24 protein-coding genes and 1 tRNA gene are annotated in these 22,671 nt (G+C 71.4%); 7 read left to right on the plus strand and 18 right to left on the minus strand.

The annotated features are described in order from the left end of the window. Window positions 1-28: 28 nt before the first annotated feature. From ACGFR9_RS21370 to ACGFR9_RS21405, 8 genes are all read right to left on the minus strand, one after another. A complete protein-coding gene (locus tag ACGFR9_RS21370) occupies window positions 29-1,825 on the minus strand; it encodes a type IV secretory system conjugative DNA transfer family protein (RefSeq protein ID WP_393210879.1) in 1,797 nt (598 codons plus the stop codon). Further along, window positions 1,813-3,579 carry an ATP/GTP-binding protein gene (locus ACGFR9_RS21375; RefSeq protein ID WP_393210882.1) on the minus strand — a complete coding sequence of 589 codons (1,767 nt, stop codon included), beginning with the start codon at window positions 3,577-3,579 and terminating at the stop codon, window positions 1,813-1,815. Before ACGFR9_RS21375 ends, ACGFR9_RS21370 begins: the two co-directional genes overlap by 13 nt. Continuing rightward, the gene (locus ACGFR9_RS21380; RefSeq protein ID WP_393210885.1) at window positions 3,576-5,069 is read right to left on the minus strand and encodes an SCO6880 family protein; all 1,494 of its coding nucleotides are present in this window, start codon (window positions 5,067-5,069) and stop codon (window positions 3,576-3,578) included. The genes ACGFR9_RS21375 and ACGFR9_RS21380 overlap by 4 nt, the downstream gene beginning before the upstream one ends. Window positions 5,070-5,204: 135 nt before the next feature. After that, window positions 5,205-6,434 carry a hypothetical protein gene (locus ACGFR9_RS21385; protein ID WP_393210888.1) on the minus strand — a complete coding sequence of 410 codons (1,230 nt, stop codon included), beginning with the start codon at window positions 6,432-6,434 and terminating at the stop codon, window positions 5,205-5,207. A 1-nt stretch (window position 6,435) separates the two neighbouring features. After that, on the minus strand, window positions 6,436-7,206 hold the full coding sequence (locus ACGFR9_RS21390) for a hypothetical protein (RefSeq protein ID WP_393210891.1): 771 nt from the start codon (window positions 7,204-7,206) through the stop codon (window positions 6,436-6,438). Between the two features lie 22 nt (window positions 7,207-7,228). Continuing rightward, window positions 7,229-7,513: a hypothetical protein gene (locus ACGFR9_RS21395; protein WP_393210894.1), complete on the minus strand. Its 285-nt coding sequence runs from the start codon at window positions 7,511-7,513 to the stop codon at window positions 7,229-7,231. A gap of 88 nt (window positions 7,514-7,601) precedes the next feature. After that, window positions 7,602-7,892, minus strand: a complete 291-nt coding sequence (locus ACGFR9_RS21400; RefSeq protein ID WP_393210897.1) for a hypothetical protein — start codon at window positions 7,890-7,892, stop codon at window positions 7,602-7,604. Further along, window positions 7,889-8,359 carry a hypothetical protein gene (locus ACGFR9_RS21405; protein ID WP_393210900.1) on the minus strand — a complete coding sequence of 157 codons (471 nt, stop codon included), beginning with the start codon at window positions 8,357-8,359 and terminating at the stop codon, window positions 7,889-7,891. The genes ACGFR9_RS21400 and ACGFR9_RS21405 overlap by 4 nt, the downstream gene beginning before the upstream one ends. A 516-nt stretch (window positions 8,360-8,875) precedes the next feature. Between ACGFR9_RS21405 and ACGFR9_RS21410 the strand changes: the two genes are divergently transcribed. From ACGFR9_RS21410 to ACGFR9_RS21420, 3 genes are all read left to right on the plus strand, one after another. Next, complete coding sequence (locus ACGFR9_RS21410) at window positions 8,876-9,694, plus strand: lytic transglycosylase domain-containing protein (protein WP_393210902.1); 819 nt, start codon at window positions 8,876-8,878, stop codon at window positions 9,692-9,694. A gap of 39 nt (window positions 9,695-9,733) precedes the next feature. Continuing rightward, entirely contained in the window at window positions 9,734-10,534 is an 801-nt protein-coding gene (locus ACGFR9_RS21415; RefSeq protein ID WP_393210905.1) for a hypothetical protein, read from the plus strand. 108 nt (window positions 10,535-10,642) lie between these two features. Continuing rightward, window positions 10,643-11,188: a sigma-70 family RNA polymerase sigma factor gene (locus ACGFR9_RS21420; RefSeq protein WP_393211259.1), complete on the plus strand. Its 546-nt coding sequence runs from the start codon at window positions 10,643-10,645 to the stop codon at window positions 11,186-11,188. A 75-nt stretch (window positions 11,189-11,263) separates the two neighbouring features. Here ACGFR9_RS21420 and ACGFR9_RS21425 read toward each other — a convergent pair whose 3' ends face one another. Then, the gene (locus tag ACGFR9_RS21425; RefSeq protein WP_393210909.1) at window positions 11,264-11,962 is read right to left on the minus strand and encodes a hypothetical protein; all 699 of its coding nucleotides are present in this window, start codon (window positions 11,960-11,962) and stop codon (window positions 11,264-11,266) included. A 375-nt stretch (window positions 11,963-12,337) separates the two neighbouring features. Here ACGFR9_RS21425 and ACGFR9_RS21430 point away from each other — a divergent pair, with 375 nt between their 5' ends. Beyond that, window positions 12,338-12,760 (plus strand): hypothetical protein, encoded by a 423-nt coding sequence (locus ACGFR9_RS21430; RefSeq protein WP_393210911.1) that lies wholly within the window; start codon window positions 12,338-12,340, stop codon window positions 12,758-12,760. Here the strand turns inward: ACGFR9_RS21430 and ACGFR9_RS21435 are convergent. After that, complete coding sequence (locus tag ACGFR9_RS21435) at window positions 12,739-13,518, minus strand: helix-turn-helix domain-containing protein (protein WP_393210914.1); 780 nt, start codon at window positions 13,516-13,518, stop codon at window positions 12,739-12,741. The two genes, ACGFR9_RS21430 and ACGFR9_RS21435, sit on opposite strands and share 22 nt — an antisense overlap. Before the next feature lie 86 nt (window positions 13,519-13,604). Here ACGFR9_RS21435 and ACGFR9_RS21440 point away from each other — a divergent pair, with 86 nt between their 5' ends. Beyond that, entirely contained in the window at window positions 13,605-14,576 is a 972-nt protein-coding gene (locus ACGFR9_RS21440) for an LLM class flavin-dependent oxidoreductase (protein ID WP_393210917.1), read from the plus strand. 264 nt (window positions 14,577-14,840) lie between these two features. On the opposite strand, the gene ACGFR9_RS21445 is transcribed toward ACGFR9_RS21440, so the two are convergent. From ACGFR9_RS21445 to ACGFR9_RS21455, 3 genes are all read right to left on the minus strand, one after another. Next, window positions 14,841-14,914 (minus strand) — tRNA-Pro (locus ACGFR9_RS21445). Window positions 14,915-14,947: 33 nt separating this feature from the next. Beyond that, window positions 14,948-15,688, minus strand: coding sequence for a Pr6Pr family membrane protein (locus ACGFR9_RS21450; RefSeq protein ID WP_393210920.1), 741 nt, complete (start codon window positions 15,686-15,688; stop codon window positions 14,948-14,950). A gap of 222 nt (window positions 15,689-15,910) precedes the next feature. Further along, the gene (locus ACGFR9_RS21455) at window positions 15,911-16,837 is read right to left on the minus strand and encodes a metallophosphoesterase (protein ID WP_030225119.1); all 927 of its coding nucleotides are present in this window, start codon (window positions 16,835-16,837) and stop codon (window positions 15,911-15,913) included. Between the two features lie 103 nt (window positions 16,838-16,940). Between ACGFR9_RS21455 and ACGFR9_RS21460 the strand changes: the two genes are divergently transcribed. Continuing rightward, window positions 16,941-17,405 (plus strand): GatB/YqeY domain-containing protein, encoded by a 465-nt coding sequence (locus ACGFR9_RS21460; protein ID WP_393210923.1) that lies wholly within the window; start codon window positions 16,941-16,943, stop codon window positions 17,403-17,405. Window positions 17,406-17,543: 138 nt separating this feature from the next. Further along, complete coding sequence (locus tag ACGFR9_RS21465) at window positions 17,544-17,795, plus strand: response regulator transcription factor (RefSeq protein ID WP_393210926.1); 252 nt, start codon at window positions 17,544-17,546, stop codon at window positions 17,793-17,795. A gap of 104 nt (window positions 17,796-17,899) precedes the next feature. Here ACGFR9_RS21465 and ACGFR9_RS21470 read toward each other — a convergent pair whose 3' ends face one another. The 5 genes from ACGFR9_RS21470 to ACGFR9_RS21490 all read right to left on the minus strand — a co-directional run bounded on the left by ACGFR9_RS21470 (window position 17,900) and on the right by ACGFR9_RS21490 (window position 22,465). Further along, the gene (locus ACGFR9_RS21470; RefSeq protein WP_393210929.1) at window positions 17,900-18,334 is read right to left on the minus strand and encodes a hypothetical protein; all 435 of its coding nucleotides are present in this window, start codon (window positions 18,332-18,334) and stop codon (window positions 17,900-17,902) included. 45 nt (window positions 18,335-18,379) lie between these two features. Beyond that, window positions 18,380-18,775 carry a hypothetical protein gene (locus ACGFR9_RS21475; RefSeq protein WP_393210932.1) on the minus strand — a complete coding sequence of 132 codons (396 nt, stop codon included), beginning with the start codon at window positions 18,773-18,775 and terminating at the stop codon, window positions 18,380-18,382. A gap of 46 nt (window positions 18,776-18,821) precedes the next feature. After that, window positions 18,822-19,247: a PASTA domain-containing protein gene (locus ACGFR9_RS21480; RefSeq protein WP_393210935.1), complete on the minus strand. Its 426-nt coding sequence runs from the start codon at window positions 19,245-19,247 to the stop codon at window positions 18,822-18,824. Between the two features lie 252 nt (window positions 19,248-19,499). Continuing rightward, window positions 19,500-19,955 (minus strand): transposase, encoded by a 456-nt coding sequence (locus ACGFR9_RS21485; protein ID WP_393210938.1) that lies wholly within the window; start codon window positions 19,953-19,955, stop codon window positions 19,500-19,502. 227 nt (window positions 19,956-20,182) lie between these two features. Further along, window positions 20,183-22,465 carry a transglycosylase domain-containing protein gene (locus ACGFR9_RS21490; RefSeq protein ID WP_393210941.1) on the minus strand — a complete coding sequence of 761 codons (2,283 nt, stop codon included), beginning with the start codon at window positions 22,463-22,465 and terminating at the stop codon, window positions 20,183-20,185. Window positions 22,466-22,671: the final 206 nt, after the last annotated feature.

Consider the following 22,671-nt stretch of genomic DNA (forward strand, 5'->3'; position numbering starts at 1 on the left):
CCCCGGCCGGCAGGGCCCGCCGCCCGGGTCAGGGGACCGGCTTCGACAGCGGCACGCCCGGCGCCCGGGTCCCGGGAAGCGGACGGCGGGCGGCACGCTCCGTGATGGCCGCCGTCTCCGCCTTCGCGGCCGCCGAGATCACCGCGGCGCCGGGCTCCTTGTACCAGGGGCGCAGCCGGATCAGCGCGGGCCTGACGCCGGTGGCGAGGAGCAGGGCCGTGCCCTTGGGCAGCGCGCGGATGCGGTCCGGCGGCAGGACGGACTCCTGACGGTAGGAGTACGACCGTGAGGTGCCGTCCCTGCCGCGGGAGACGGTGGGCGTACGGACGTCGTGCTGGCCGACCAGGGTGGAGATCTTCTGGACGAAGTCGGCGTCGTCCAGGCCCGCGCCGAGCAGCTTGATCGTGGCCGCGCTCCACAGCGCGTCCATCCCGACCTCGCCCCACACCCGGGCGCCCTGGCGGTAACTCTGCAACAGGGTCACGACGTTGATGCCGCGCGAGCCGAAGTGCGAGTACAGGTCGGGCAGATCGGAGATGCGGCAGACGTTGGCGGCCTCGTCGAGGACCGCCGTGAGCGGCGGGTCGAGCCGGCCGCCCATGCGTTCCGCGGCGACCACGCCGGCCCGCATCGTCGCGTCGGCGAGCCCCGCGATGACGCCGGCCGCGGAGCCCCCGCCGTCCTTGGAGAGCAGGTAGAGCGTGTCCCGGCCGAGGACGTGCCGGTCGGGGCGGAACTCCGGCAGCCGGGGGTCGGGCGAGACCCAGGCGAGGATCTCCGGGTCGAGCAGGCAGGACACGGTCTGGCGGGCGGTCTCGTAGATGCCGTCCCGGGTCTCCACGGCGCCGCGCACGGTGCCCTGCAACTGCTCGGCCATCGCCACGAGTCCGGCGTCCCGGAGCAGGTCGACCGGGGTGCGGTCCGCGGGGTCGGCGAGCCAGGCGAGCAGCTCGGTGAGCGGGGTGCGGCTGCGGGCGGCGGCCAGGAACAGGGCGGTGAGGGTGTTCTGGGCGGCCGAGATCCAGAAGTCCTTCTTCGCCGTGTCGTCGTTGACGGAAGCGACGAAGTGACCGGCGGTGCGGCGGGCGCCCTCGATGGTGTGGCACTCGCCGAGCAGGTCCCACCACATGGCGCGCGGGGTGTGGGCGATGCCCTGCGGATCGAACGTCCAGACCGTGCCCGCCTTCTCGCGCTCCGCGCGGGTGACGGCGTACACGTCGGACTTGTTGGAGGTGAGCAGCACCGCGCCCTGGGCGCGCAGCACCCGGGGGACCGCGATGCCGGTGGACTTGCCGGCCCGCGGCGCCATCAGGTCGAGCTCCACGTCCTCGTGACTGCTGCGCAGCTCGGGGCCGCCCGGGTCGAGGTCGCCGAGGAGGTTGCCGGTCTCGTCCGGGTGCACACGGCCGCGGTCCCTCAGGGTGGGACGCAGTTCGCGGGCGCGGGACTCGATGCCCTTGGGGCACAGGGTGGCGAGCTCGCGCCGACCGGCCAGGCCCTTGGGGCGGCCGGCCCGGTCCACGAGGAGGCGTACGACGAGAGTGCCGGGCACGGCGACCAGCGTCAGCAGGCCGAGCATGCCCCCGTAGAGGGCGCCGGCCGGCGCTCCGGGCCACAGGCCGGCGGGACCGTCGGCGACCAGCTGCGACACGGTGGACAGGGCGAACGGGGGTGCGCCCCAGCCGTGACCGGACAGCCCCGCCCCGAGGGTTCCGCCGGCCCAGGCGACGGTGAACGCGGTCAGCGCGGTACCGGCCACCGCCACGATCGCCCACGGCAGCTGCTCGTGCGCGGAACCGGTGCCCGGGACGCTCACGCGGTCCACCTCCCGGTTCCGGCTTCGGCGGCCGGACCGCCGGGAGCGCCCGGCATCCCGTACGTCCCCTCCTGCGCGGCCCGCGCCACCCGCTCGGACGTCCGGGCGAGCTCCCGACGGACGGTCTCCTCGTTCGGCGTCCACCGGGTGTTGGTGTTGTGCAGCCGGCGTTCGGCGTCGGTGATGGCGACCTTGATCGGGATTCCGGGGCGTCCGCCGACCTTGATGAGGAAGCGGCCCCGGCCGGGCGGCTCCTCGTGCTCCCCGGACACTCCCCAGCCGGGCGGTGAGGACCACGACGACACGAGCTCGATCTCGCGCCGGGACAGCCCCACCACCTTGCCGAGATCCTCCATCTCCGCCTTCGGCAGCCCCGCGCACACCACCATCCCGGCCCGCTCGACGAACCCGCGGGCCTTGGCCCGGTCGGCGTCGGTGCCCAGGGCCTCGGCGTCCTTGAGCGTATGGGTGATCTTGGCGTCGCCGAGGCCCAGGGAACGGTTGAGCCGGGTCAGCGCGTCGATGCGGTCGACGATGCCGGAGGCGGCGCGCAGCGGACGCCACAGCTCGTCGAGCACGGTGAAGAACCAGCGCCGGGGTTCGAGCCCGGCGTCCGCGAGGGCGTGCGAGGCGGCCACCGTGCCGAGTCCGTCGGACCAGGCGGCGAGCATCGCCGCGGCGGTCAGCTGGGTGTCGGCCTCCCCGATGCCGGAGATGTCGATGCACACCGCGGGAGCCCCCGGGTCGATGCGGGTGGACGTCTCGGAGGCGAAGGTGTCGCCGAGCGGGCCGTCCAGGATGCCGAGCAGGGAGCGGTGCAGCGGGTCGACGGCGTCCCGGTAGCGGGCGTCGTCCCCCCGGTCGAGGGTGACCGCGCGCACCCGGTCGGGGCCCTCGGTGAGCACCCGCAGCACGTCCGGCAGCAGCACCGTACGGCCGGGCGGGGTGCGTTCGCGCAGGTGGTGCAGGACGGCGGAGAGCACGGACTGCTCGTGGTCGTCCATCGGCCGGCCACGCACGATGGTGATCAGCGCGGCCACCATGTTCAGCACCCGGCCGTGCGTCTCGGCCTTCAGCACCTCGCCGGCCTCACCGCCGATCCTGGCCGCCGCCGCGCCCATCGCGCCCGGATCGAGGACGTTGATGCCGCCCCGCCCCCGGCCGATGGAGATCACCTGGCCGCCGAGGGCACGGACCGTGTCGGCGTAGTCGGGCTTGAGGTCACCGAGGACCAGCGGGACCACCCCGGTGGCGGACAGTCCGATGAGCATGCGGTTGACCAGCGTGGACTTGCCCAGACCCGGCATGCCGAGCATGAACAGCGACGGGTTGGAGATGTAGCGGGCCCGGGTGAACCAGTTCAGCGGATCGCCGCAGACCGTGGCCCCGGTGAAGAGATGCTGGCCCAGGGGCACGCCCGTCATGGGAGCGCCGGAACCGGCGGCGAACGGCCACATGCCGCACGCCTGCACAGTGGTGGCCCGCCACATGGTGGGCGGGTCCAGGTAGCCGACCCGCCCCCCTCCGGCGCCGTACCAGCCGCGCGGCGGGACGTAGAGCTCGCGCGGGCGCGCGGCGGCCTTCTTCCCGCCGGACCGCTCCCCTCGCCCGGCCCGCTCCCGCTCCTTGCGTTCCCCGCGGCCGGTGCGGTCCTTCCGCCCGGCCTTCTCCGGGCGGCCGGTCCCGGCGGCCCGCTCCTCGCGGGCCCGCAGCTCGGCCAGGCGGTCGGCCCGCTCGGCCTTCTTCTCCTCGCGGCGGCTCACAACGCCTCCTGGAGCTCGTGTGGGATCAGGGTCTGCTCCCAGGGGAGGATCCCGGCGGGCAGTGTGCAGCTGAACGCCGCCGCCTGCATCCGGTCCGCGGGCCGCATCAGCACCCGCGAGGCGGCGGTCAGATTGCGTACGGTGACGCTCGCGTCGGCCAGCTGCTCCATGGTGTCCACGGTGACCGTCAGCATCAGGGAGAACTCCACGAGCCCCGCACCCGACGCCTCCTCGGCCGCGGTCTGCTCCGCCGCCCGCATCTCGGAGGCCGCGCGGGCCTGCACCATGCCCCGGCCGGACGTAGCCATGAACTGGGCGCTGCGCCGGTCCGCCTCGACGATCCGGGCCGAGGTGGCCGGGTCGATCGGCCGGTACACCAGCGCCACCCGCTTGCGGCGCGTGCCGGGCGCCGCCTCCAGCATGCCGCGCAGCACCGAGGACCGTACGGTGCCGCGCGGCGCCAGCGTCATCAGCCAGGTCCGGGACACCCCCGAGTCGTGCTGGTAGCTCCCCACGGTCTCGACGGCGGCGGCGGGACCGGCGTCGGCCCACTCCAGGCCGGTACCCCCGTGCTGGGCGCGGGCGTCGAGGACGTCGGGGGCGACCGCCGGGTCGTAGGCGACCCGCACGACCTCCGCGATGCGCTCCGCCGACAGCGGGTACGCCGCTCCGCCGCCGGCCGCCACCAGACCGCTGAGCAGACCGGGAATGCGGATGGCGAGGTCGGTGATCACGTCCTCCTTCTTCCGCTTCTGGTTCGCGGGGACGCCGTAGGTGAGGCTGACGTAGGTGTGCATCTCGGAGGACGCGGTGGGGTAACGCTCGACGACCTCCTCCATGACGGCGCGCGCCGCGGCGGGCGCGTCCGGCCGGATGCGGGGGAGCACCTCGTGGGCGAGCCGGGTACCGGGGTCGGGCGCGGTCTCCACGATCACGGAGGCGCCGCGCAGCCCGGGTTCATGGGCCAGCCGGGCCAGCCACTCGCCCCACAGGGCGACCCAGACGTCGACCTGGTCGGGGTCGACGAGCGAACCGCCGTCCGGGTCGCAGCCCAGGACGATCGTGTACAGATTGCGGTTCGGGTGGTGCAGCACGCCGAAGGGACGGTCGTAGGCGTCCCGGCCCTCCGTCGCCGTCACCTTGTTGAGCAGTCCCGGCGGGCGGAACCGGCCGCCCGGCCGGGCGGACAGCGGCCCCGAGACATACAGGTGCGCCCCCCTGGCCCGGCGCCGGCGCCAGCCGATGCGCAGGGCGATCAGCTGGTAGACGTTCCGGCCGTCCTGGGTACGGATGGCGAGCGGGACCAGGAACAGCGCGATGGGGGTGAACACGATCATCGCCGCGTACAGCGAGATCAGTGACGCGAGCAGGGTGAGGACGAGCCCGCCGAAGACACCGAAGGTGCCGACGAGCCCGAGCGGACCGAGTCCCGGGCGCCGGGGGCGGCGCCAGTTCCCGTAGGTCGGATGGGTGACGGCTTCCGTGGTCATGAGGGTCCGTTGTCCCTTCGTGGAGTGATCGGATGACGGGGACGGGCCGGCGCGGACCGGGAGGGAGGGGACCGCCGGACTCCACGGGGGGAACGGGAGTCCGGCGGCCGTTTCGGGGCGAGGCGGGGCCGGGGGTCAGCTGTTGTGGCCCTTGTCGCCGTCGGCGTCCTCCACGGAGCCGGAGGCGGTACGGCCGACGACCTGAGCGGCGGTGACGGCCGCCCCGACGGCGACACCGACCGGACCCGCCGCGGCGGCGGCCCGGCTCGCTCCGGCTGCGGCTCCGGCGCTTCCCCCGCCGCCGCCCCCGGTACTCGGGGCGCCGTGGTGACCCGCCGGCCCGGATCCGCCGGCGGAACCGCTCGAACCGCCGGAGCCGCTGGAGCCGCCCGCACCGGTCGCCCCCGACGCGCCGCGCGGCCCGCTCTGCCCGCCGGCGCCCCCGCTGCCGCTGCCGCTGCCGCCCGCGCCGCCGCCGAGGGAACGGGCACCGGACGCCAGGCCGCCGCCCACCGTCGACATCGCCCCCGACATCGCGGAGGCCCCGCCGAGTGCGGCGGTGGCCGGCACGACCAGCTTCAGCAGCGCGGGCAACGCGACGGCGGACAGCAGCATCACGCCGATGCCGGCGATGCGTTCGTTGATGTCGCTGCCGCCGTCCTGACCCGAGCTGATCATCGCCGAGCCCGCGTACAGCACCAGACCGGCCGCCGGCTTGTACAACAGCCAGGCGATCATCCAGCCGAGGTGCTTGCGCCACCAGCCGCCGCCCCAGTCCGTCATCGAGGCGGCGGCGGCCAGCGGAAGGGTGCCCAGCAGCAGGATCATGACGCCGAGGCGGATGTAGAGCAGGATCGTGTGGATGATTCCGGCGATCAGCAGCAGGAAGGCGAGGACCAGCAGCAGGAAGGACTCGATGCCGTTGCCGTCGGAGCAGGCGCCCACCGCGTTCAGCTGCTTCTCCGCGCCCGCGTTGAAGAGATACGTGGAGTAGTCGTCCGAGAGGGCGGCGGCGGCCGTGACGACGGTGGTGGCGGCACCCGAGACCAGAATGACCCGCAGGATGCCCTTCAGAGCCGTGGTACCGGCGTCGCCGCGCCGCTCGATCGCCATCCTGGCGGCCGCGAACAGCAGCGAGCCGACCGCCAGATAGACGACGATCCACTGGGTCTGGCCGTTGATGTCCTGGGCCGTCCTGGTCCCCGAGAGGGTCGGGATGCCGGTGGTCAGTGCCCCGAACACCGCGATGGCGCCCGCGAGTACGGCGTTGGCGACGCCCTCGACGATGGTGCCGATGGGGTCGCCGAGGAAGCTGAAGAAGCCGACCGCGATGTCGACGATGGGATTGCCGGTCGGGCACGCCATGTCAGACCCCCCACATGAGATGGCCGTTGGTGCCCTGGACCGCCTTCACCGGCGTGTGCAGGGCGCCGTTGTCGGAGGGGCGGACCTTCCAGTCACCGCCGCTCCAGCGCAGTGCGACCGAGGTGGTGGCGTAGCCCTGACCGGTCTTGAGCAGCAGTTCGACGACCGCCGCCTCGCGGGAGTACGCGGGCACCGAGAAGCCGGCGTAGGAGGCTGTGGAGGAACCGCCCGCGCCGGAGCCGTCGTCGCTGACCGTGGAACGCTTGAAGACGAACAGGTCCCGTCCACGGCCGGACACCACCTGCTCCTGCGCGATCGTCCGCCAGTCGGACCCGCTCATCTGCGAGGGAATGACATGGGCGGCCAGCACCGCCCCGGCCGGCGTGTGCGCGAAGCACCACCACACGGGCCCCTCGGCCAGGGTCGGCCCCGCCGAGGCGGAGACGGGCACCCGTGTGACGCCGAGGGCGCGCCAGTCCACGTCGTCCGGCGGAGCCGAGGGCAGGGTGTCACCGGCGCTGTCGTCCGTACGGCATCCTCCGGGCCGTCCGTCCTTCATGGCGGCGGTGCCGGACAGCGGTCCCTCGGAGGCGGGGGCACCCGCACCCGTTGCGTCGGCGTCCTGATCGGCCGTCAGCGCGACGATTCCGCTCAGCAGGACGACGACGCCGAGGAACGCCGCCGACACCTGCCAGCCCCGCTGCCTCCAGTACGGACCCTGGGGGTCGGGCCGGTCGCGGCGCGGCGCCCGGTACTCCCTGCGTGTGAACATCTCGACCGTCCCGTCCGCCGGATCAGTTGAAGACGAAGCCGACCAGCGGACCGGCGGTGGCGACCAGGACACAGCCGCCGAGCACCATGCCGAGACGGCTCATGTGCTCCGAGCTCTCACCCCGCTTGAGCGAGACGGCCATCATCGTGCCGGTGATCAGCACCCCGAGGACGCCGGCGGCGGTACCGGCCCAGGCGGCGATCCCGAGCACGGTGTTGACCTTGGAGGTCAGCTCGCCGGGGGCGTTGCTCACCGGCTGGGGGACGCCGGCGGCGAGCACGTTGGTGGATTCGAGGAGCAGGGACATGGGGTCTCCGGGAGGTCGGCGCCCGCGGCGTGGGCGGGGGAGGGGGTTGGCTGAGAGGAGGCTCGTATGCCTCGGTCGTTCCGGGTCCTCAGAGGAGGGACAGATTGCCGAGGAAGGCGACGAGCGGGCCGGCGGTCGTGGCGAGCAGACAGCCGAGGGTGACGTAGAAGAAACCGCGGAAGAACGCGCCACCCTCGCCCGGCTCCCCACGGCGCAGCTGGATCGACATCTGAATGCCGACGATGATCAGACCGGCGACTCCCGCGGCCGAGGCACACCAGGCGAGAACGCCGAGGATGGTGCCCGCGTCGGCGGTGGGCTGGTAGGCGGCCAGCCGCTCGCCGGGCGGGAGGGCGAGGTGCACGAGGGGAGGGGTCATGACACGGTTCTCTCGCGGTCGGTGGGGGTTTCGGTGCGGGTGTCGATGCCGACGACGTCGGCCAGCGAGCCGAGTTGCCGGGGCAGGTACTTGGGCTGACCGCCGGTTCGCCAGGCCGGGATCCACGGCACCCGGTGCACGTGGGTGACCGACCGGACGACCCGGATGCGGCGCAGCAGACCGAGGGGGAGCCGGCCGGGCGCGTCGGCGACGAGAACGACACCGAGCAGGTCGATCCCGGGTGGGGCCTTTCCGTCCTTCAGCGCGCCCAACGCCCGTGACACGGCCCGCAGTCCGCGTGCACTGGTCCGGCCGACCAGCATGATCCGGCGCGGCTCTCCCTGAGCGGGCTCCGGCCAGCGGGCCCCCACGTCCACGCCCCCGAGCGTCTCGGCGAGCGAGGAGGCACCGGCTCCCCCGTGCGCCTTGACCCACCCGATCTCGTCCCGCGACCTGCCGCCTGGCACGGGCGCGCGTTGTCTGGGCTCGGCCCAGGGAGCGTCACCGCCGAGGGGCGGGACGGCCTTGCGGCGGGCGGCGGGCGCCTTGGGCCGGACCGGCTGAATCGGCCGGACCGGCTGTGCCGGTTGTGCGGGCTCGGCCGGTTGTGCCGGTTGTGCCGGCTGCGTGGGCTCGCCCGGGTGTGCCGGTTGTGCGGGCTCGGCCGGTTGTGCCGGTTGTGCCGGCTGCGTGGGCTCGCCCGGGTGTGGCGGCTGTGTGGGCTCGCCCGGTTGGGTCGGCCGCGCGGGTTTCGGCCCTCGCACCCATGACAGGGGCGGACCCGACGGAGGTGTCTCAGGAGTGCCCATGGGCGGCCCGCCCCCTTCTCCGCTGGTGCTGCGGCTGCTGCTCTGGATCATCTGATTTCCACGGATTTGAACCTCTTCGCGCCGGGCTCCGTTTGGATCTCCCGAGCCCGACGGACAGCACAACGGACCGTCCGGCCGTCGCGGTTCAAGGCGAGAGGAAGAAGGCGGACACGTATGAGCGCGGGCACGGGAGGGAGCGGGGAGGGCGGGGCCTCCACCGCCGTCAGGAACACCATCGCGGCCGGCACCGGCTGCGGCTGTCTGCTGTCACCGCTCGCCCTGCTCGGCGCCCTGGTGGTGATCGTCATCATCGGGGGGTTCGGGGTGCTGCTGGCCCCCCTCATCGCGCTGATCCTGCTGTTCTCGGGCGGCGGGGACGGCTCCGCCGGCCCGGACGACGCGGACGAGGTGATCGCCGTCTTCAACGGCGACGGCGGGGGCGAGCTGGAGGCCTCGACGGTGCCGGAGGACCTGGTGGACCCGATCGAGGAGGCGGGCGGTCTGTGCGACGCGGTCGGTCCGGTCGTCATCGCCTCGCAGATCGAACGGGAGTCCGCCTTCGACGGGACGCTGGTCGGCGAGAACGGCGAGAAGGGGGTGTCGCAGCTGCCGCCCGAGATCTTCGACGAGTACGGCGAGGACGAGGACGACAACGACGAGACCTCGGCCCTGGACGCGGCGGACTCGATCCTGGCGCAGGGCCGCTATCTGTGCCACCTCGCCGAAGAGGCCCAGGGGATGATCGACGCGAACGAGGCCACCGGCAACGTCCTCGACCTCGCGCTGGCCGGCTACCACGTGGGGATGGACGCCGTACGCGCGGCCGAGGGGGTGCCGCAGACGAACGAGGCGCAGGGCTATGTCCTCGCCATCCGCGCACAGTTCGCCAAGTACGCGGGTGTGGCCGCCCCGCCGCCCGGCGCGACGCCGGGCGTCACCCCGGGAGCGGACCCGGACCCCACGGGTTCCCCTTCCGCCCCCGCCGCCGAATAGGAATCGGTCCGCCGAACAGGAATCAGGAGGACAGCAGCCATGCCCCCCTTCGCGGTGCGCATCTCGGACGACGGCGTCGCCGAGATCGACGGAGAACCCCTGGTCGCCGAGCCGGGCCAGTCCGTGCACGACGCCGTGCTCGACCGCTTGCAGCAGTACGCGCAGCAGCGCGCCACCGCCGTCGAGGCGACGGTGACCGACGGTCCGGGCGCCGCCCACTTCGTCCTGGAGGTGTCTCCCGACGGTTCCAGCCGCCTTGTCGACCGGCAGCCGGCGCCCGCCCCGGCCCCGTCCTCGGCGGTGGCCACGGCGATCGCCCGTGCCCGGGCCGCGGCGACGGCACCGCCTGCTCCGGCACCGCCCGCTCCGGCACCGCCCCCTGTGCCGTCGCGCCCGCTCCCTCCGCAGCTGGCGCAGCCGGTCGCGCGCATCAACGCGCTGGTGACCGAGGGCCGGCTGGAGGAGGCGTCGGAGGAGGCGACGGCGCTGCGCGAGACACTGACCCGCTCGGCGGGCACGGAGCATCCGGACGCGTTGGAGGCACGGGCCATGGAGGCCTACCTCGCGCACCTGCTGGGGGACCACCGTGAGGCCACCGTGCTGGCCCTGTCGGTGGCCCGCATCCTGTGCGGGGCCGGCGATCCGCAGGCACCGGCGGCGGTGGCACGGGCGACGGCGGCATGGCAGCGGCTGGACGACGACCGGGCGATCGAGATCCACGGCAACGAACTGCTGCACATGTGGGGCAGGTTGCACGAGGCCGGCCGCCTCACCCCAGCCGACGAGCGACTGGCCCACGGGGTCCGCCACCGGCTGGAGGAGCAGATCACCTACGCCTGATGCCCGACGGGCGATGTACGGGCCGTGGATCGTACGTCAATCGAACGTGGACCCCTCCTGACCACACTCCGTTCCTCCCAGGGCCACCCCAAGGAGCGGGAGCACATGATGAACGTGACAGTGATCGGGTCGGCGACCGCCGTGTCCGCGGACGAACGGGCGCTGAGGGACCTCTTCCTGGAACACGGCCCGGCCCTCCACGCGTACGTCCTGCGCATGCTCGGCGGCGACACCCACCGCACCGAGGACGTCATCCAGGAGACGCTGCTGCGCTGCTGGAACAAGCGGAACGTGAAGGACCGCGAGGGCATGGCCGTACGCCCCTGGATGTTCCGTGTCGCCCGCAACCTCGTGATCGACGCACACCGCACGAAGGCGGCCCGGCCGCCGGAGATCGGCGGTGCGACCTGGCTGACCGAACTGGGCGCCGAGGGCGACGACATAGACCGCATGCTGTCCTCCATCGTCCTGCACGACGCCCTGCAGGCCCTGACCCCCGCCCACCGCGAGGTCCTGGAAGCCACCTTCTTCGCCGACCGCACCACCCACCAGGCGGCGACCACCCTGGGCATCCCCCAGGGCACGGTGAAGTCCCGCGTCTACTACGCCCTGCGCAGCCTCAGAACAGCCCTGGAGGAACGAGGCATGCACTGACGCTCCCGCCCGCGTGCCCGCCGCCGGCCAGGTTCGGGGGCGAGTCGGGCCGCAGTCTGCTCCCGGACCGTGAGCCTACGAACCCAGCTCCTCCTGCGCGTCCGCCGGCGGGGCCTCGATGGTCACGGGCCGGTCGATGTCGAGGAAGGTGATGGTGAGGTCGAGCGGTCCGCCGTCGCTCCGGGCCTGCCAGCGGAACCGCTTGGCATGGTCGTCGCCGTCGATCCACAGGTCCATGGTGAGTGAGTCGGAGACACGGAGCCCCACGAACTGATCAAGGCTCGCGGTGAGCCGCTCCCGGTCCGCCTCGCCCCGCGCGGCCTTGCCGGCGGCACGCAGGCCCTCGAAGGTGACCGTCCCCCGGTAGTGCGTGGTCCGGGTGCCGTCGACGGTCTCACTCCCGACCTCCCGCACGTCCTTCGCCCCGGTCAGGAGGGTGGACTGGACGAGCGGACTGCTCTCCAGCTGCCGGGGCAGCGCGCCGTAGGAGTTGTTGTCGACGGTGAGCCCGCCCCACACGCCCGCATCCGCGCTGAGCCACTCCTCCCCGTCCGCCGCCTTGCCGACGTACAGCACGTCATCGACGAACCGAACCGGCACGGCACTCTTCCCACCCGAACTCACCTCCATGCTCACGGCCGCAGGCTCGGCCCGCATGACCGCGTCGGCCTCCACCCGCCCGGTCTCCGGCAGCTCCCCGGCCACCCGATACCGGACGGACTCGACCCCCTCGGCCCGAGCAGCCGCCTCCGCCACGGCATCAGCGGGCTCCACCTCGGCCGCCTCACCCCCACACCCGACCGCACCCCCGAGGACCAACACCCCGACGACCACGGCACGACGTACCAAATGCCCCATAATTCCCCCCTGAAGCCACCCCGTTGACGACACCAAGGGCGTGAGCGTATCCCGCCGGGCCGCTGCCGGCGCCGACGTTCAGGCCCGCGAGCACGACGAACTCCCGAGGTCGCGTGGGGAGTCACGTGACCTTCCCAAGAGCTGTCCCGTAAACGATCGCTCTGCCGAGCGAGACGTGTCCCGCCGACGCGCCCTGACGCGTAAAGGCCCATTCCCTGGGAGGAATTGCCGGTCTCCCCCGTCCCCCGCAGGATCTGGTCCGAACAGACCTGCCCGGTCAAGGAGACGAAGATGATCGAGATCGACCCGCAGCAGCTGGCCGACCGCTACATGGCTCAGTGGAACGTGCCCGACGCCGCGGAGCGCCGCGCGGCCATCGAGCGACTCTGGGCCGAGGACGGCACCCACATCCTTCACCCGCCTGCGGAGATACGGGAGACCGCCGCGGAACTCGGCTTCGACCACACGACTCTGGAGGCTCAGGGATACGACGCCATCGAGACCCGAGTGGCCCGAAGCTACGAGCGGTTCGTCGAGAAACAGGGACTCGCCTTCCGGGCGCGCCCCGGTGCGATACGTCTCAATGGCGCGGTCAGGTTCGGCTGGGAGGCGGTGTCCACCGCAACCGGCGACGTGGTGGGTGGTGGTTCGGACATGCTCGTACTCGACGCCAGCGGGCGCATCCAGACCGATTACATGTTCCCGGGCTCCTGACCGGGGGCGGCGCAGGCCATTGCCCCGGCGGCTGCTGAGAGAGCCTCGGCCGTCGCCGGGTCGGCCGGCAGGAACGCCTCCAGCTTCAGTTCCGCAAGCGTCACGTCGACGGCTGTGGCGAAGGTCGTCACCGTCGTCATCAGACGCAGCTCACCGTAGGAGGACCGCAGGCGGAGCGGCACCGCGAAACCGAGTTGCCCGGCGGACGGCTCCAGTTCGGGGACGTACCCGGCGAGTTCGGCGTGCAGCTCCTCCAGGTGGCCAAGGCGCACCAGGATGTGGCGCGCCCACTCGGCGAGGTTGACGATACGGGGGGCCAGACCGTCGGGATGCAGCGCAAGGCGGTACACGTTCGTGCCCGGACCCACCAGCTCGGGGGCCACCCCCTCGGTGATCAGGTCGAATGCGGTGTTCGCGGCGATCAGGTCACCGCCCCGGTCCACGACCAGCGCCGGATACGGCAGATACCCGCGGAGGATGTGATCGATCGCCGTGCGCACTGGGGCCAGCACCGGATCGTCCAGTGAGCTCTCCGGGTAGGCGGGCGCGTAACCGGCGGCCAGCAGCAGTTCGTTGCGCTCCCGCAGCGGCATCTCCAGCGACTCCGCCAGGCGCACGACCATGTTCCGGCCCGGGACGGACCTGCCGGATTCAATGAAGCTGAGGTGGCGCTGGGTGGTGCCCGCCCGCAGCGCCAGGTCGAGCTGGCTGACATGACGGCGGGTGCGACGTTCGCGAAGCGTACGAGGAAAGTCCACGGGCCTGTTGTAACGGCAGCGGAGGGTCCCGGGCCATTCCCCGCAAGGAATTGCCGCCCCTCGTACCGGTCGTGAACAGTGCCGACATGGACATCGGTGTACTGCTTCCGACGGGAACCGCCCAGTGGGGCGCTGCCGACCCCCGAGAGCTGATCGCGTTCGGCCGGTACGCCGAACGCGCCGGCTTCTCCTCGCTCTTCGCCAACGATTCCCTGATCAGCCCTCGCATCGAGGCACTCACGATGCTGGCCGCACTCGCCCCGGTGACCGAGACCGTGACGCTGGGCACAGCTGCACTGATGCCATTCCTGCGTCGGCCGATCCAGGCCGCGCAGTCACTCGCGTCGATCGACCTGCTGTCCGGTGGCCGACTCACCGTGGCCGTCGGCGCCGGCTTCCCCGGCCGGTTCGGGCGACCCCTCTACACGCTGTCCGAGCTGCCGTGGGAAAGGCGCTTCGCCCGCCTGGACGAGACCGTCGCGCTGTGGCGGGCCCTGTGGGACGGCGCAGACACCTTCCGCGGCGAGATCCTCCGGTTCGACGACATCCCGCCCACGACCAGGCCGACCAGCGCCGGCGGCCCACCCATCTGGCTCGGCGGCGCGACACCCGCAGCTCTGGCCCGCACCGGCCGACTGTACGACGGATGGCTGCCCTACCCGCCCGACCCCGCCGACTACGCGTCCGGCCTCCGCGACGTCCACAAAGCGGCGGCCGACGCCGGACGTGCGGCCGAGGACATCGCCCCCGCACTGTTCGTCTCGGTACGGATCGACGACGACATCGAGACCGGCAGCCGGGCACTGGACGACTACGCGAGGGCCACCTACGGAATGCCACTGGCGGAGCTGGAAAAGATCCAGGCAGTTGTCACCGGCTCCGCAGACCAGGTGCTTGAACGCCTGGGACGGTACGTCGCCGCCGGCGCCCGGCACATCGTCGCCCGCCTCGCCGCCCTGGACCTGCACTCCCAACGCAACCAGCTCGAACGCCTCGCAGACCTGCTCCCCGCCGTCCAGGGGACGGATGATCAGGCCTCCACCTCGGAATCCCCCTGAGTCTGCCCCCCACGGGCACGAAGCGACGATCACGGCCCGGCCGCATTGGCCACGAGGGATCGTTCAGCCGTACGAGATCACCGTCCAGCTTGGCAATGGGCTCGGTGACGGGGCGCAATCAGCTCGGGAAGCTGGAAGCTTGTGTTCTCTTCTTCGGTTCCTGACCCGCGGCGCCCGTAGACGCGCGGGAAGCGGCAGTCACGCCGACAAAACAGGTGAGGCACCTACTCAAAAGAGTAGGTGCCTCACCTGGTGTTTCGGCTGTCGGGGTGGCGGGATTTGAACCCACGACCTCTTCGTCCCGAACGAAGCGCGCTGCCAAGCTGCGCTACACCCCGATTGTCGCTGCTGTCGCGGCGACGACGTTTACTTTAGCCCACTGGAGGCCATGGACGAAATCCGGTTTTGCGGGGGCGGGGGCGGGCGTGGTCCAGGGCTACGAGGAGGACGGCGAGGGCGTAGCAGCCGAGGCCGAGGAGGAGGGCGTTGGCGAGGACGCCGCGGTAGCCGTGCCGGGCGACGTCGAGGAAGGGGTAGAGGTAGCCGGGGGCTAGTTCGCCGCGGAGCAGGGTGAAGGCCAGGTAGGCCAGGGGGTACAGCATCCAGGTGGTGGCCTGGCGGAGGTGGGTGCGGGCCGGTGGGGTCAGGAGGAGCCAGTCCAGGGCCGCCGCGACGGGGAGCACCGTGTACAGGGTGTGGGCGGCGAGTGAGTCCAGGCGGGAGGCGTCGCCGGTCATCGTCGTGGGCGCCAGGAGGATGTGGTGGACCAGGGATGCCGTCGCCACGTAGAGCAGGGTCGCTCCCGTGAGGGCGGCCGGCAGCGGGTGGCGGGCGCTCCAGGCCCGGTGGGCCGAGGCCAGCATGACCAGGGCCAGCAGGACCGTGCTCTGGATCACGAAGTAGCTGAGGATCCGGGGCGCGCTGCCGAGGAGGGACTCGGTCAGTACGGCGGCCGTCGCCAGCAGGGCCAGGAGCAGGCGGTACGCCGCCGCCAGCGGGCGGCGTACCAGGGGGACGACGGCTCTGGCGGGGGCGTAGAGGGCGGCCGACGCCGGGTGCGTACGCGGCAGGGCGGGGATGTCCGGGAGGTCCCTGGGTATCGGGGCGGTCATGCACCCCAGCGTGGGCGGATGTCCGGTCCCGGGCGATGTGGGTGGGCCGGATGGGTGACCGTGCAGGGCCCCGGCCCGGCAGTGCGCGTCAGCCCCGGCCGGCCAGGGGCGGCATCAGCCCGCCCACCAAGAAGCCCCGCCCACCAAGAAGCCCCGCCCACCAAGAAGCCCCGCCCACCAAGAAGCCCGGGCTCGCCAAGACGCCCCGGCCCACCAAGCGCCTCAGTCCCGGCTCACCAGTGTCATCAGCGTCGCCTCCGGGGGGCAGGCGAAGCGGACCGGGGTGTAGCGGCTGGTGCCGCAGCCCGCCGACACGTGGAGGTAGGACGTGTGGCCGCCGGAGGTGTGCGTGGACAGGCCCTTCACGCGGTCCGTGTCCAGGTCGCAGTTGGTGACCAGGGCGCCGTAGAAGGGGATGCAGAGCTGGCCGCCGTGGGTGTGGCCGGCCAGGACCAAGGGGTAGCCGTCGGCCGTGAAGGCGTCCAGGGCGCGCAGATACGGGGCGTGGACGACGCCCATGGAGAAGTCCGCCGCGTCCGAGGGGCCACCCGCGACCTCCGTGTAGCGGTCGCGCTTGATGTGGGGGTCGTCCAGGCCGGTCAGCTCGATGGACGTGCCGTCGATCTTCAGCGTGCCCCTGGTGTTCGTCAGGTTCAGCCAGCCGGCGGTGTCGAAGCCGTCCCGCAGGTCCTCCCACGGGTTGTGGACGACGCCGGTCACGGGGGCGTTGCCGTTCAGGCCGTGGCGGCCCTGGACCTTCTCGACCAGGTAGCGGCCCGGGTTGCGGAGCGTGGGGCCGTAGTAGTCGTTGGAGCCGAAGACGTACGCGCCCGGGAACTCCATCAGGGGGCCGAGCGCGTCGAGGACCTCCGGTACGCCCTCGGGGTCGGACAGGTTGTCGCCCGTGTTGAGGACGAAGTCGGGGCGCAGGCCGGCCAGCGAGCGCAGCCAGCGCTGCTTCTTGCGCTGCCCGCCGACCATGTGGATGTCGGAGACCTGGAGCACGCGCAGGGGGCGCATCCCGGAGGGCAGGACGGGGATGGTCACCCGTCGGAGGCGGAAGGAGCGGGCTTCGAAGCCCGCCGCGTACAGCAGCCCGGCGGCGCCGGCCGCCGTGATTCCCAGGGGGATTCCGTATCGCGCGCGCATGCGTCCATCGTGTCAGACCCGCGAGCCGCCGCCGAACGCCCCATGGACCAGGGGCCCTTAAATCGGCAGGCGTGGCCGGGCCCGTACCTGCGACAATCAAGTCATGACCACGCTCAAGTCGAAGCTGCACGACGACCTCAACGCCGCGATCAAGGCGCGTGACGAGCTCCGCTCCTCGACGCTCCGGCTGACCCTCTCCGCGATCACCAAGGAGGAGGTCGCGGGTAAGGAGAAGCGCGAGCTCTCCGACGACGAGGTGCAGAAGGTGATCACCCGCGAGGCGAAGAAGCGCCGGGAGGCGGCGGAGGCGTTCGCGCAGGGCGGCCGTCCCGAGCAGGCCGAGCGGGAGAGGGCGGAGGGCGAGGTGCTGGCGCAGTACCTGCCCAAGCAGCTGTCGGACGAGGAGCTGAACGCGATCGTCGCCCAGGCCGTCGAGGAGGCCAGGGCGGCGGGCGCGGAGGGGCCGCGGGCCATGGGTGCCGTGATGAAGATCGTGAACCCGAAGGTGGCCGGGCAGGCTGAGGGCGGCCGGGTCGCCGCCGTGGTGAAGAAGCTGCTCGCGGGCTGACCCGTCGTCGGTCCGGTTCCGTGGTGTCTCGCACGTCCGTATCTCAGCCATTGCGACCGGAGGTCCTGATCAGAGGCGGCTCGGCGGCGAATGCTTCCGCCGGGCCGGTTTCGTGTGGCCGGCCGGGCGAAGGGGGTCATGTTGGAATCGGTCATCCGGGGAGACGGAGGCGATCGCGACTTACTCACGTTGCTTTATCAAGGGCTCGATGACGCGACCGTGGCCCGGCGGCTCGGGGTCAGTCATCGGACCGTGCAGCGTCGCGTTCAGAGGATCATGTCGGATCTCGGAGTGAGCGGCCGTTTCGCCCTGGGGGCGAAAGCGCAGGAGCTCGGGCTCATTCTCGACATCACCCCGGCCCCGCATTCACGTGACGGCCGTACGGGATGAGAGGAATTCCGCGAGGAATGTGATGTCGCGGGCACGCCACCGCCCTCGCGGCTTTTCCTGGAAATCGCGAGGGCGGCGGGTACGGCCGTGTCAGCCGGGACCGGTCATCCGCAGTGCACGCCGTTGACGGACCTGCCCGCCCAGATGCCCCCGTTGTCCTCGCCGCCGCCGACGTCGATGCAGTGCCCGTTGGTTCCCGTGATGGTGACCGGGCCCGCGTAGTACTTGTACGCGCCGGAGTCGAGCTTGCCGCTGCGGCCGGAGATGTTGATGCCCACTTCCATGTAGTGGGACGAGCCGTAGTACTTCTTCGCCAGCAGCACGGCACAGTTGGTGCCGCTGTTCGCGGAGGAGTAGTACACGCGCAACTGGCCCCACACCTCGCCCGACGCCGGCGTGTTGTACGTGCCGACGAGGCTCCCCGGACAGCCGTACTCGGCGGCGCCCGACGTGGCGGCGGAGGCACTCGGGGCCGTGGCGACGCCGAGGCCGGTCAGCGACAGCGCGAGGGCGGCCGCGGTGGCGAACGTTCTGCGCATGGTGATCACGCTCCTGTTCCGGTCGTTATGGGCGAAAGGGGTGGATCAGGCCACGGCGTGGCAGTTCGAGACGGCGTTGGACGTGAAGTCGATGCCGCCCGTGACGGTGCCGTCCCAGTTGCCGAGCCAGGCGTTGATGACGACGGTCGTCCCCTCGGCGATGTCGAGGTTGACGTCGCGGACGCCGCCGTCCGCGCTGAGCCGGTTCCAGTAGAAGTAGTGACCGTCGCCGTAGATCTCGATGCCGCCGACGGCGGAGTTTCCGTCGGCGAAGATGTCGTCGATCAGGAGATGCTCGCCGTACGCCTTGAACTGGGACTTGGCGCCGCCGTTGTCGGAGTAGTCGGTGCAGTCCGTCTCGGCCTGGGCGGTCGAGGTCATGCCGACGCAGAGCGCGGCGACGATCGGGAGTACGGCGGCGGCGCGTGCGATCTTGCGCATGGGATTACCTCGTCATTCTCTGGTGGTGGATCCGTCGGTTGCCGGGTCAGTCCTGGGCGCAGGAGGCCGAGATCACCAGCCGTGGCTCCAGGTCCGCCGAGAAGGGGGTGCCGGCCGCGGGGCTCTGCCGGCAGACCTCGTACGACCAGCTGCGTGCCTCGGACACGGGTTCGCCGTCGACGTCCACGTGGATGTGCTTCGGCGGGTATCCCGTCAGTACGAGCTGGTCGGTGGCCTTGCGGAGCCGTGTGCCCACGACGTCCGGCGTTCCGTCGGCCTTGCCTTCGGTGCCGACCTTGTGCGGGCATGTCTCGGAATTCCGGACCGCGTAGAGGACCACTGCTTTGAGGTCCGGTTTCTCCTTCTCGAAACAGACCTTGAATTTCTTCGCGTGAGCCGGACTCACATGCCGGTCCAGGCCCGTCGCGTCGCGGAGCGAGAACCCCTTGCCCTCGTCCGCCATTTCCGTCATGGCGGTGTAGAGCGGGCCCTCGGCCGGGCGGGTGGGGGATTCACTGGCGTCGGATGCCGCGACAGGTTCCTTGTGCGCTTCATCGGCTGTGCCCGAGCCGCACGCGGTGATACCGGTCAGAACGGTCAGAGTGACCGCCGTGCTTGTCAGAAAGCCGGGTATTCGCCTCTCGCGGATGTTCCGGAAACCCATGAATCACTGTCCTCCCCTCATGCACATGATGATCAAAGGAACACCAGGGAAATGGGGGAGTCAAGGGTTCCGGTGCTGCCCGAATTGGGTGCTTGTTGAGTGCTTCTGCGACTTCGTGTCCGTCTCATGTGGTGACCTTCGCGGGCCCGGAGCGGTCCCGGTCCGCTGTCCGGCCCGCAGTGTCGCGGCTTTCACGATCACGGCGGCCCAGTCGGCCTCGCCCGTGCTCGCGAGCCCGTCACGCACCGCGGTGCGGTGCAGCCGGCGCCACACGCCGGCCTTGGTCCAGCCGGTGAAGCGGCGGTGCGCGGTCGCCGGTGAGATCTCGAGCCAGGGTGGCAGCGACCGCCAGGCGCATCCGCTGGTCAGCACGTAGACCACCGCGGTGAACACCATGCGCTCGTCGACGGGAGCCGTGCCCCCGCCCTGCCGGCGGGGCGCGAACGCCGGCAGCAGCGGCTCCGTCAGCGTCCACAACTCGTCGGTGACCAGCCGTCGGGAAAGATCGCCAGTCATGTCCACCATCGTCGTCGGCACCACATGAGACGGCGACGGGGCGAGGAAAGGTTGTCGCAATTACGCCAGGCGGTGTTACGCCAGCGTGGCGTCACGCCAGGGTGTGACCTCCCCCGGCCGTCCGCGGGAAGGTCACGACGACACCGGGTGCGGAACGGAAGCAGGGCCCGCCGGTTGGCCGGCGGGCCCTGCTTCCGTCGCCGTACGGGCGCGGCTCGGCCGAGTCGTTACCCGCGTCCGCCGCCGTTGTCGTTGCCCCGGAAGAAGCCCTCGGGGAACGTCGGCTCGGTGCCGCCGCCTCCGTCGTTCCCGCCGTTGTTGCCGCCGTCGGTCAGGCCGCCGAGGAGCCCTTCGCCCCCGTTGCCGTTGCCCTCGTTGTCGCCGTTGCCGCCGTCGTCATGGCCGCGGCCCGGCTTGTCGCGGTCCTCGCGCTCCTTGTCCGGGTCGGGGATGTTGACCGGCACGAAGGACTCGGCCCCCTTGCCGACCAGGGCGCCGGTCATGGCGTCCTTCCAGATCGGGCCCGGGGTGTCGGAGCCGTAGACCAGGTCGTGGTAGACACCGCCGATGGTGATGTTCCGCATCTTGACCTGCTGGGTGGCGCTGCCGACCCAGACGGCGCCCGAGAGGTTCGGCGTGTAGCCGACGAACCAGGCGTTGCGGCGCTCGTCGGTCGTACCGGTCTTGCCCGCGTTGTCCCGGTCGCCGAGGCCGGCCTGCTGGCCGGTACCGGAGTCGACCACGCCCTTGAGCAGGGCGTTGATGGTGTCGGCCGTGCCCTCCGACATCGCCCGCGAGCAGGTGGACTTCGGCACCTCGAGGCTCTTCTTCGTCTCGCCCACCCGCTGCGTGACCGCCTCGATGGCGATGGGCGTGCAGTACATGCCGCGGTTGGCGAAGGCGGCGTACGCGGACGCCATGGTCAGCGGGGAGACGGACTCGGTGCCGAGGGCGATCGAGGGGACCTGCGGGAGGTTCTTGCCGGTGCCCTGCTTGATGTGGAGCTTGTCGGTCATCTTGGTGACCGGGCAGAGGCCGATGTCCGCGACCATCTCGATGAAGTAGGTGTTGACCGAGAGGGCCATCGCCTTCTTCAGCCGGTAGGGGCCCTTCTCCGACTCGTTCTCGTTCGGGATCTTGGTGCCGTCCTCGTTGGTGTACGGCTTGTCGCACGTCTGGATCGGGCTCGGCACCGTCAGTTCGTACGGCGAGGGGTACTCCTGGGTCGCCGGGCGGCCCGCCTCGAGAGCGGCGGCGGCCACGAACGGCTTGAACGTGGAGCCCGTCGGGAAGCCGTTGCTCGTCCCCATCGCGTAGTCGACCGAGTAGTTGATCACGGTCTCGTTCTGCTTGGCGTTGGTGCCGTACGGCTTCGACTGCCCCATCGCCACGATCTTGCCGGTGCCGGGCTCGACCAGGGTGGTCGCGGCGGAGACCTCGTCGCTCGCGTCGACGTGGTCCTTCAGCGACTGCCGCACCGAGCTCTGCGCCTGCGGGTCCAGCGTCGTACGGACCGTCAGACCGCCCTGGTTCCAGATCTTGGCCCGGTCCTCCTTGGTCTTGCCGAAGACCGGGTCGTTGAGGAACACGTTGCGCACGTAGTCGCAGAAGAAGCCGGCGTCGTCGACCGCGGTGATGCAGCCGTTCTTCGGCTTGCTGATCTTCAGGCCCAGCGGGGCCTTCGCCGCCTTGTCGGCCTGCGCCTGCGAGACGTCGCCGACCTGGGCCATCCGCGCGATGACGACATTGCGCCGCTTCTTCGCCTCCGCCTCGTCGTTGACCGGGTCGTACCGGCTCGGCGACTGGACGATGCCGGCGAGGAGGGCGGACTCCTGGAGGTTGAGGTCCTTGGCGGACTTGGAGAAGTAGCGATGGGAGGCGGCCTCGACGCCGTACGCCTGCTGGCCGAAGAAGGTGATGTTCAGATAGTTCTCGAGGATCTTCTTCTTGCCCAGCTCCTCCTCGACCTGGATCGCGTACTTCAGTTCCGCGATCTTGCGGCCGATGGTCTGCTGGGTGGCCTGCGCGACCTTCGTCGGATCGTCGCCCGCCTCCTCGACGAAGACGTTCTTCACATACTGCTGGGTGAGCGTGGACGCGCCCTCGGAGACCTCACCGCTGCGCGCGTTCTTGTTGAGCGCGCGCAGGACGCCCTTCAGGTCGACCGCGCCGTGCTCGTAGAAGCGCGAGTCCTCGATCGCGACGATCGCCTTCTGCAGATACGGCGAGACGTTCTTGAGGGGGACCACCGTGCGGTCGCGCGAGTAGACGGTGGCGATCTGGCCGCCGTTCGCGTCGAGGATGGTGGTGCGCTGGCTCAGCGGCGGCGTCTTGAGGTTGGCCGGGAGCTCGTCGAAGCTCTCGACCGATCCCTTGGCCGCCAGGCCGAGCGCGCCGACGGCGGGCAGCGCGATGCCGGCCATGACGGCACCCGCGAGGACACTGACACCGAGGAACTTGGCGGCCTGCTGCGTGGAGGACAGACCACCGCCCGAGCGCTTCTTTGGCATGGGAGCAGCCTACGTTCTCATTCGCCGGACAAGCGTATATGCCTTGGCCTAAGCTGCTCTCAACTGTCACAGCAGTGAGGCCACGTATCAATACGTCCGGCGACCCCGAATCGTTCCGGATCTCCTCGACTTTTTTCGTACGGGTTTGCGTCGAGGGATGTTGAGTGCGTGTCCGGATCCGCCTTGTGTGTCATACGGTGCCCGTT

It is taken from the genome of Streptomyces sp. NPDC048584, assembly GCF_043199595.1.
Taxonomy (GTDB): domain Bacteria; phylum Actinomycetota; class Actinomycetes; order Streptomycetales; family Streptomycetaceae; genus Streptomyces; species Streptomyces edwardsiae.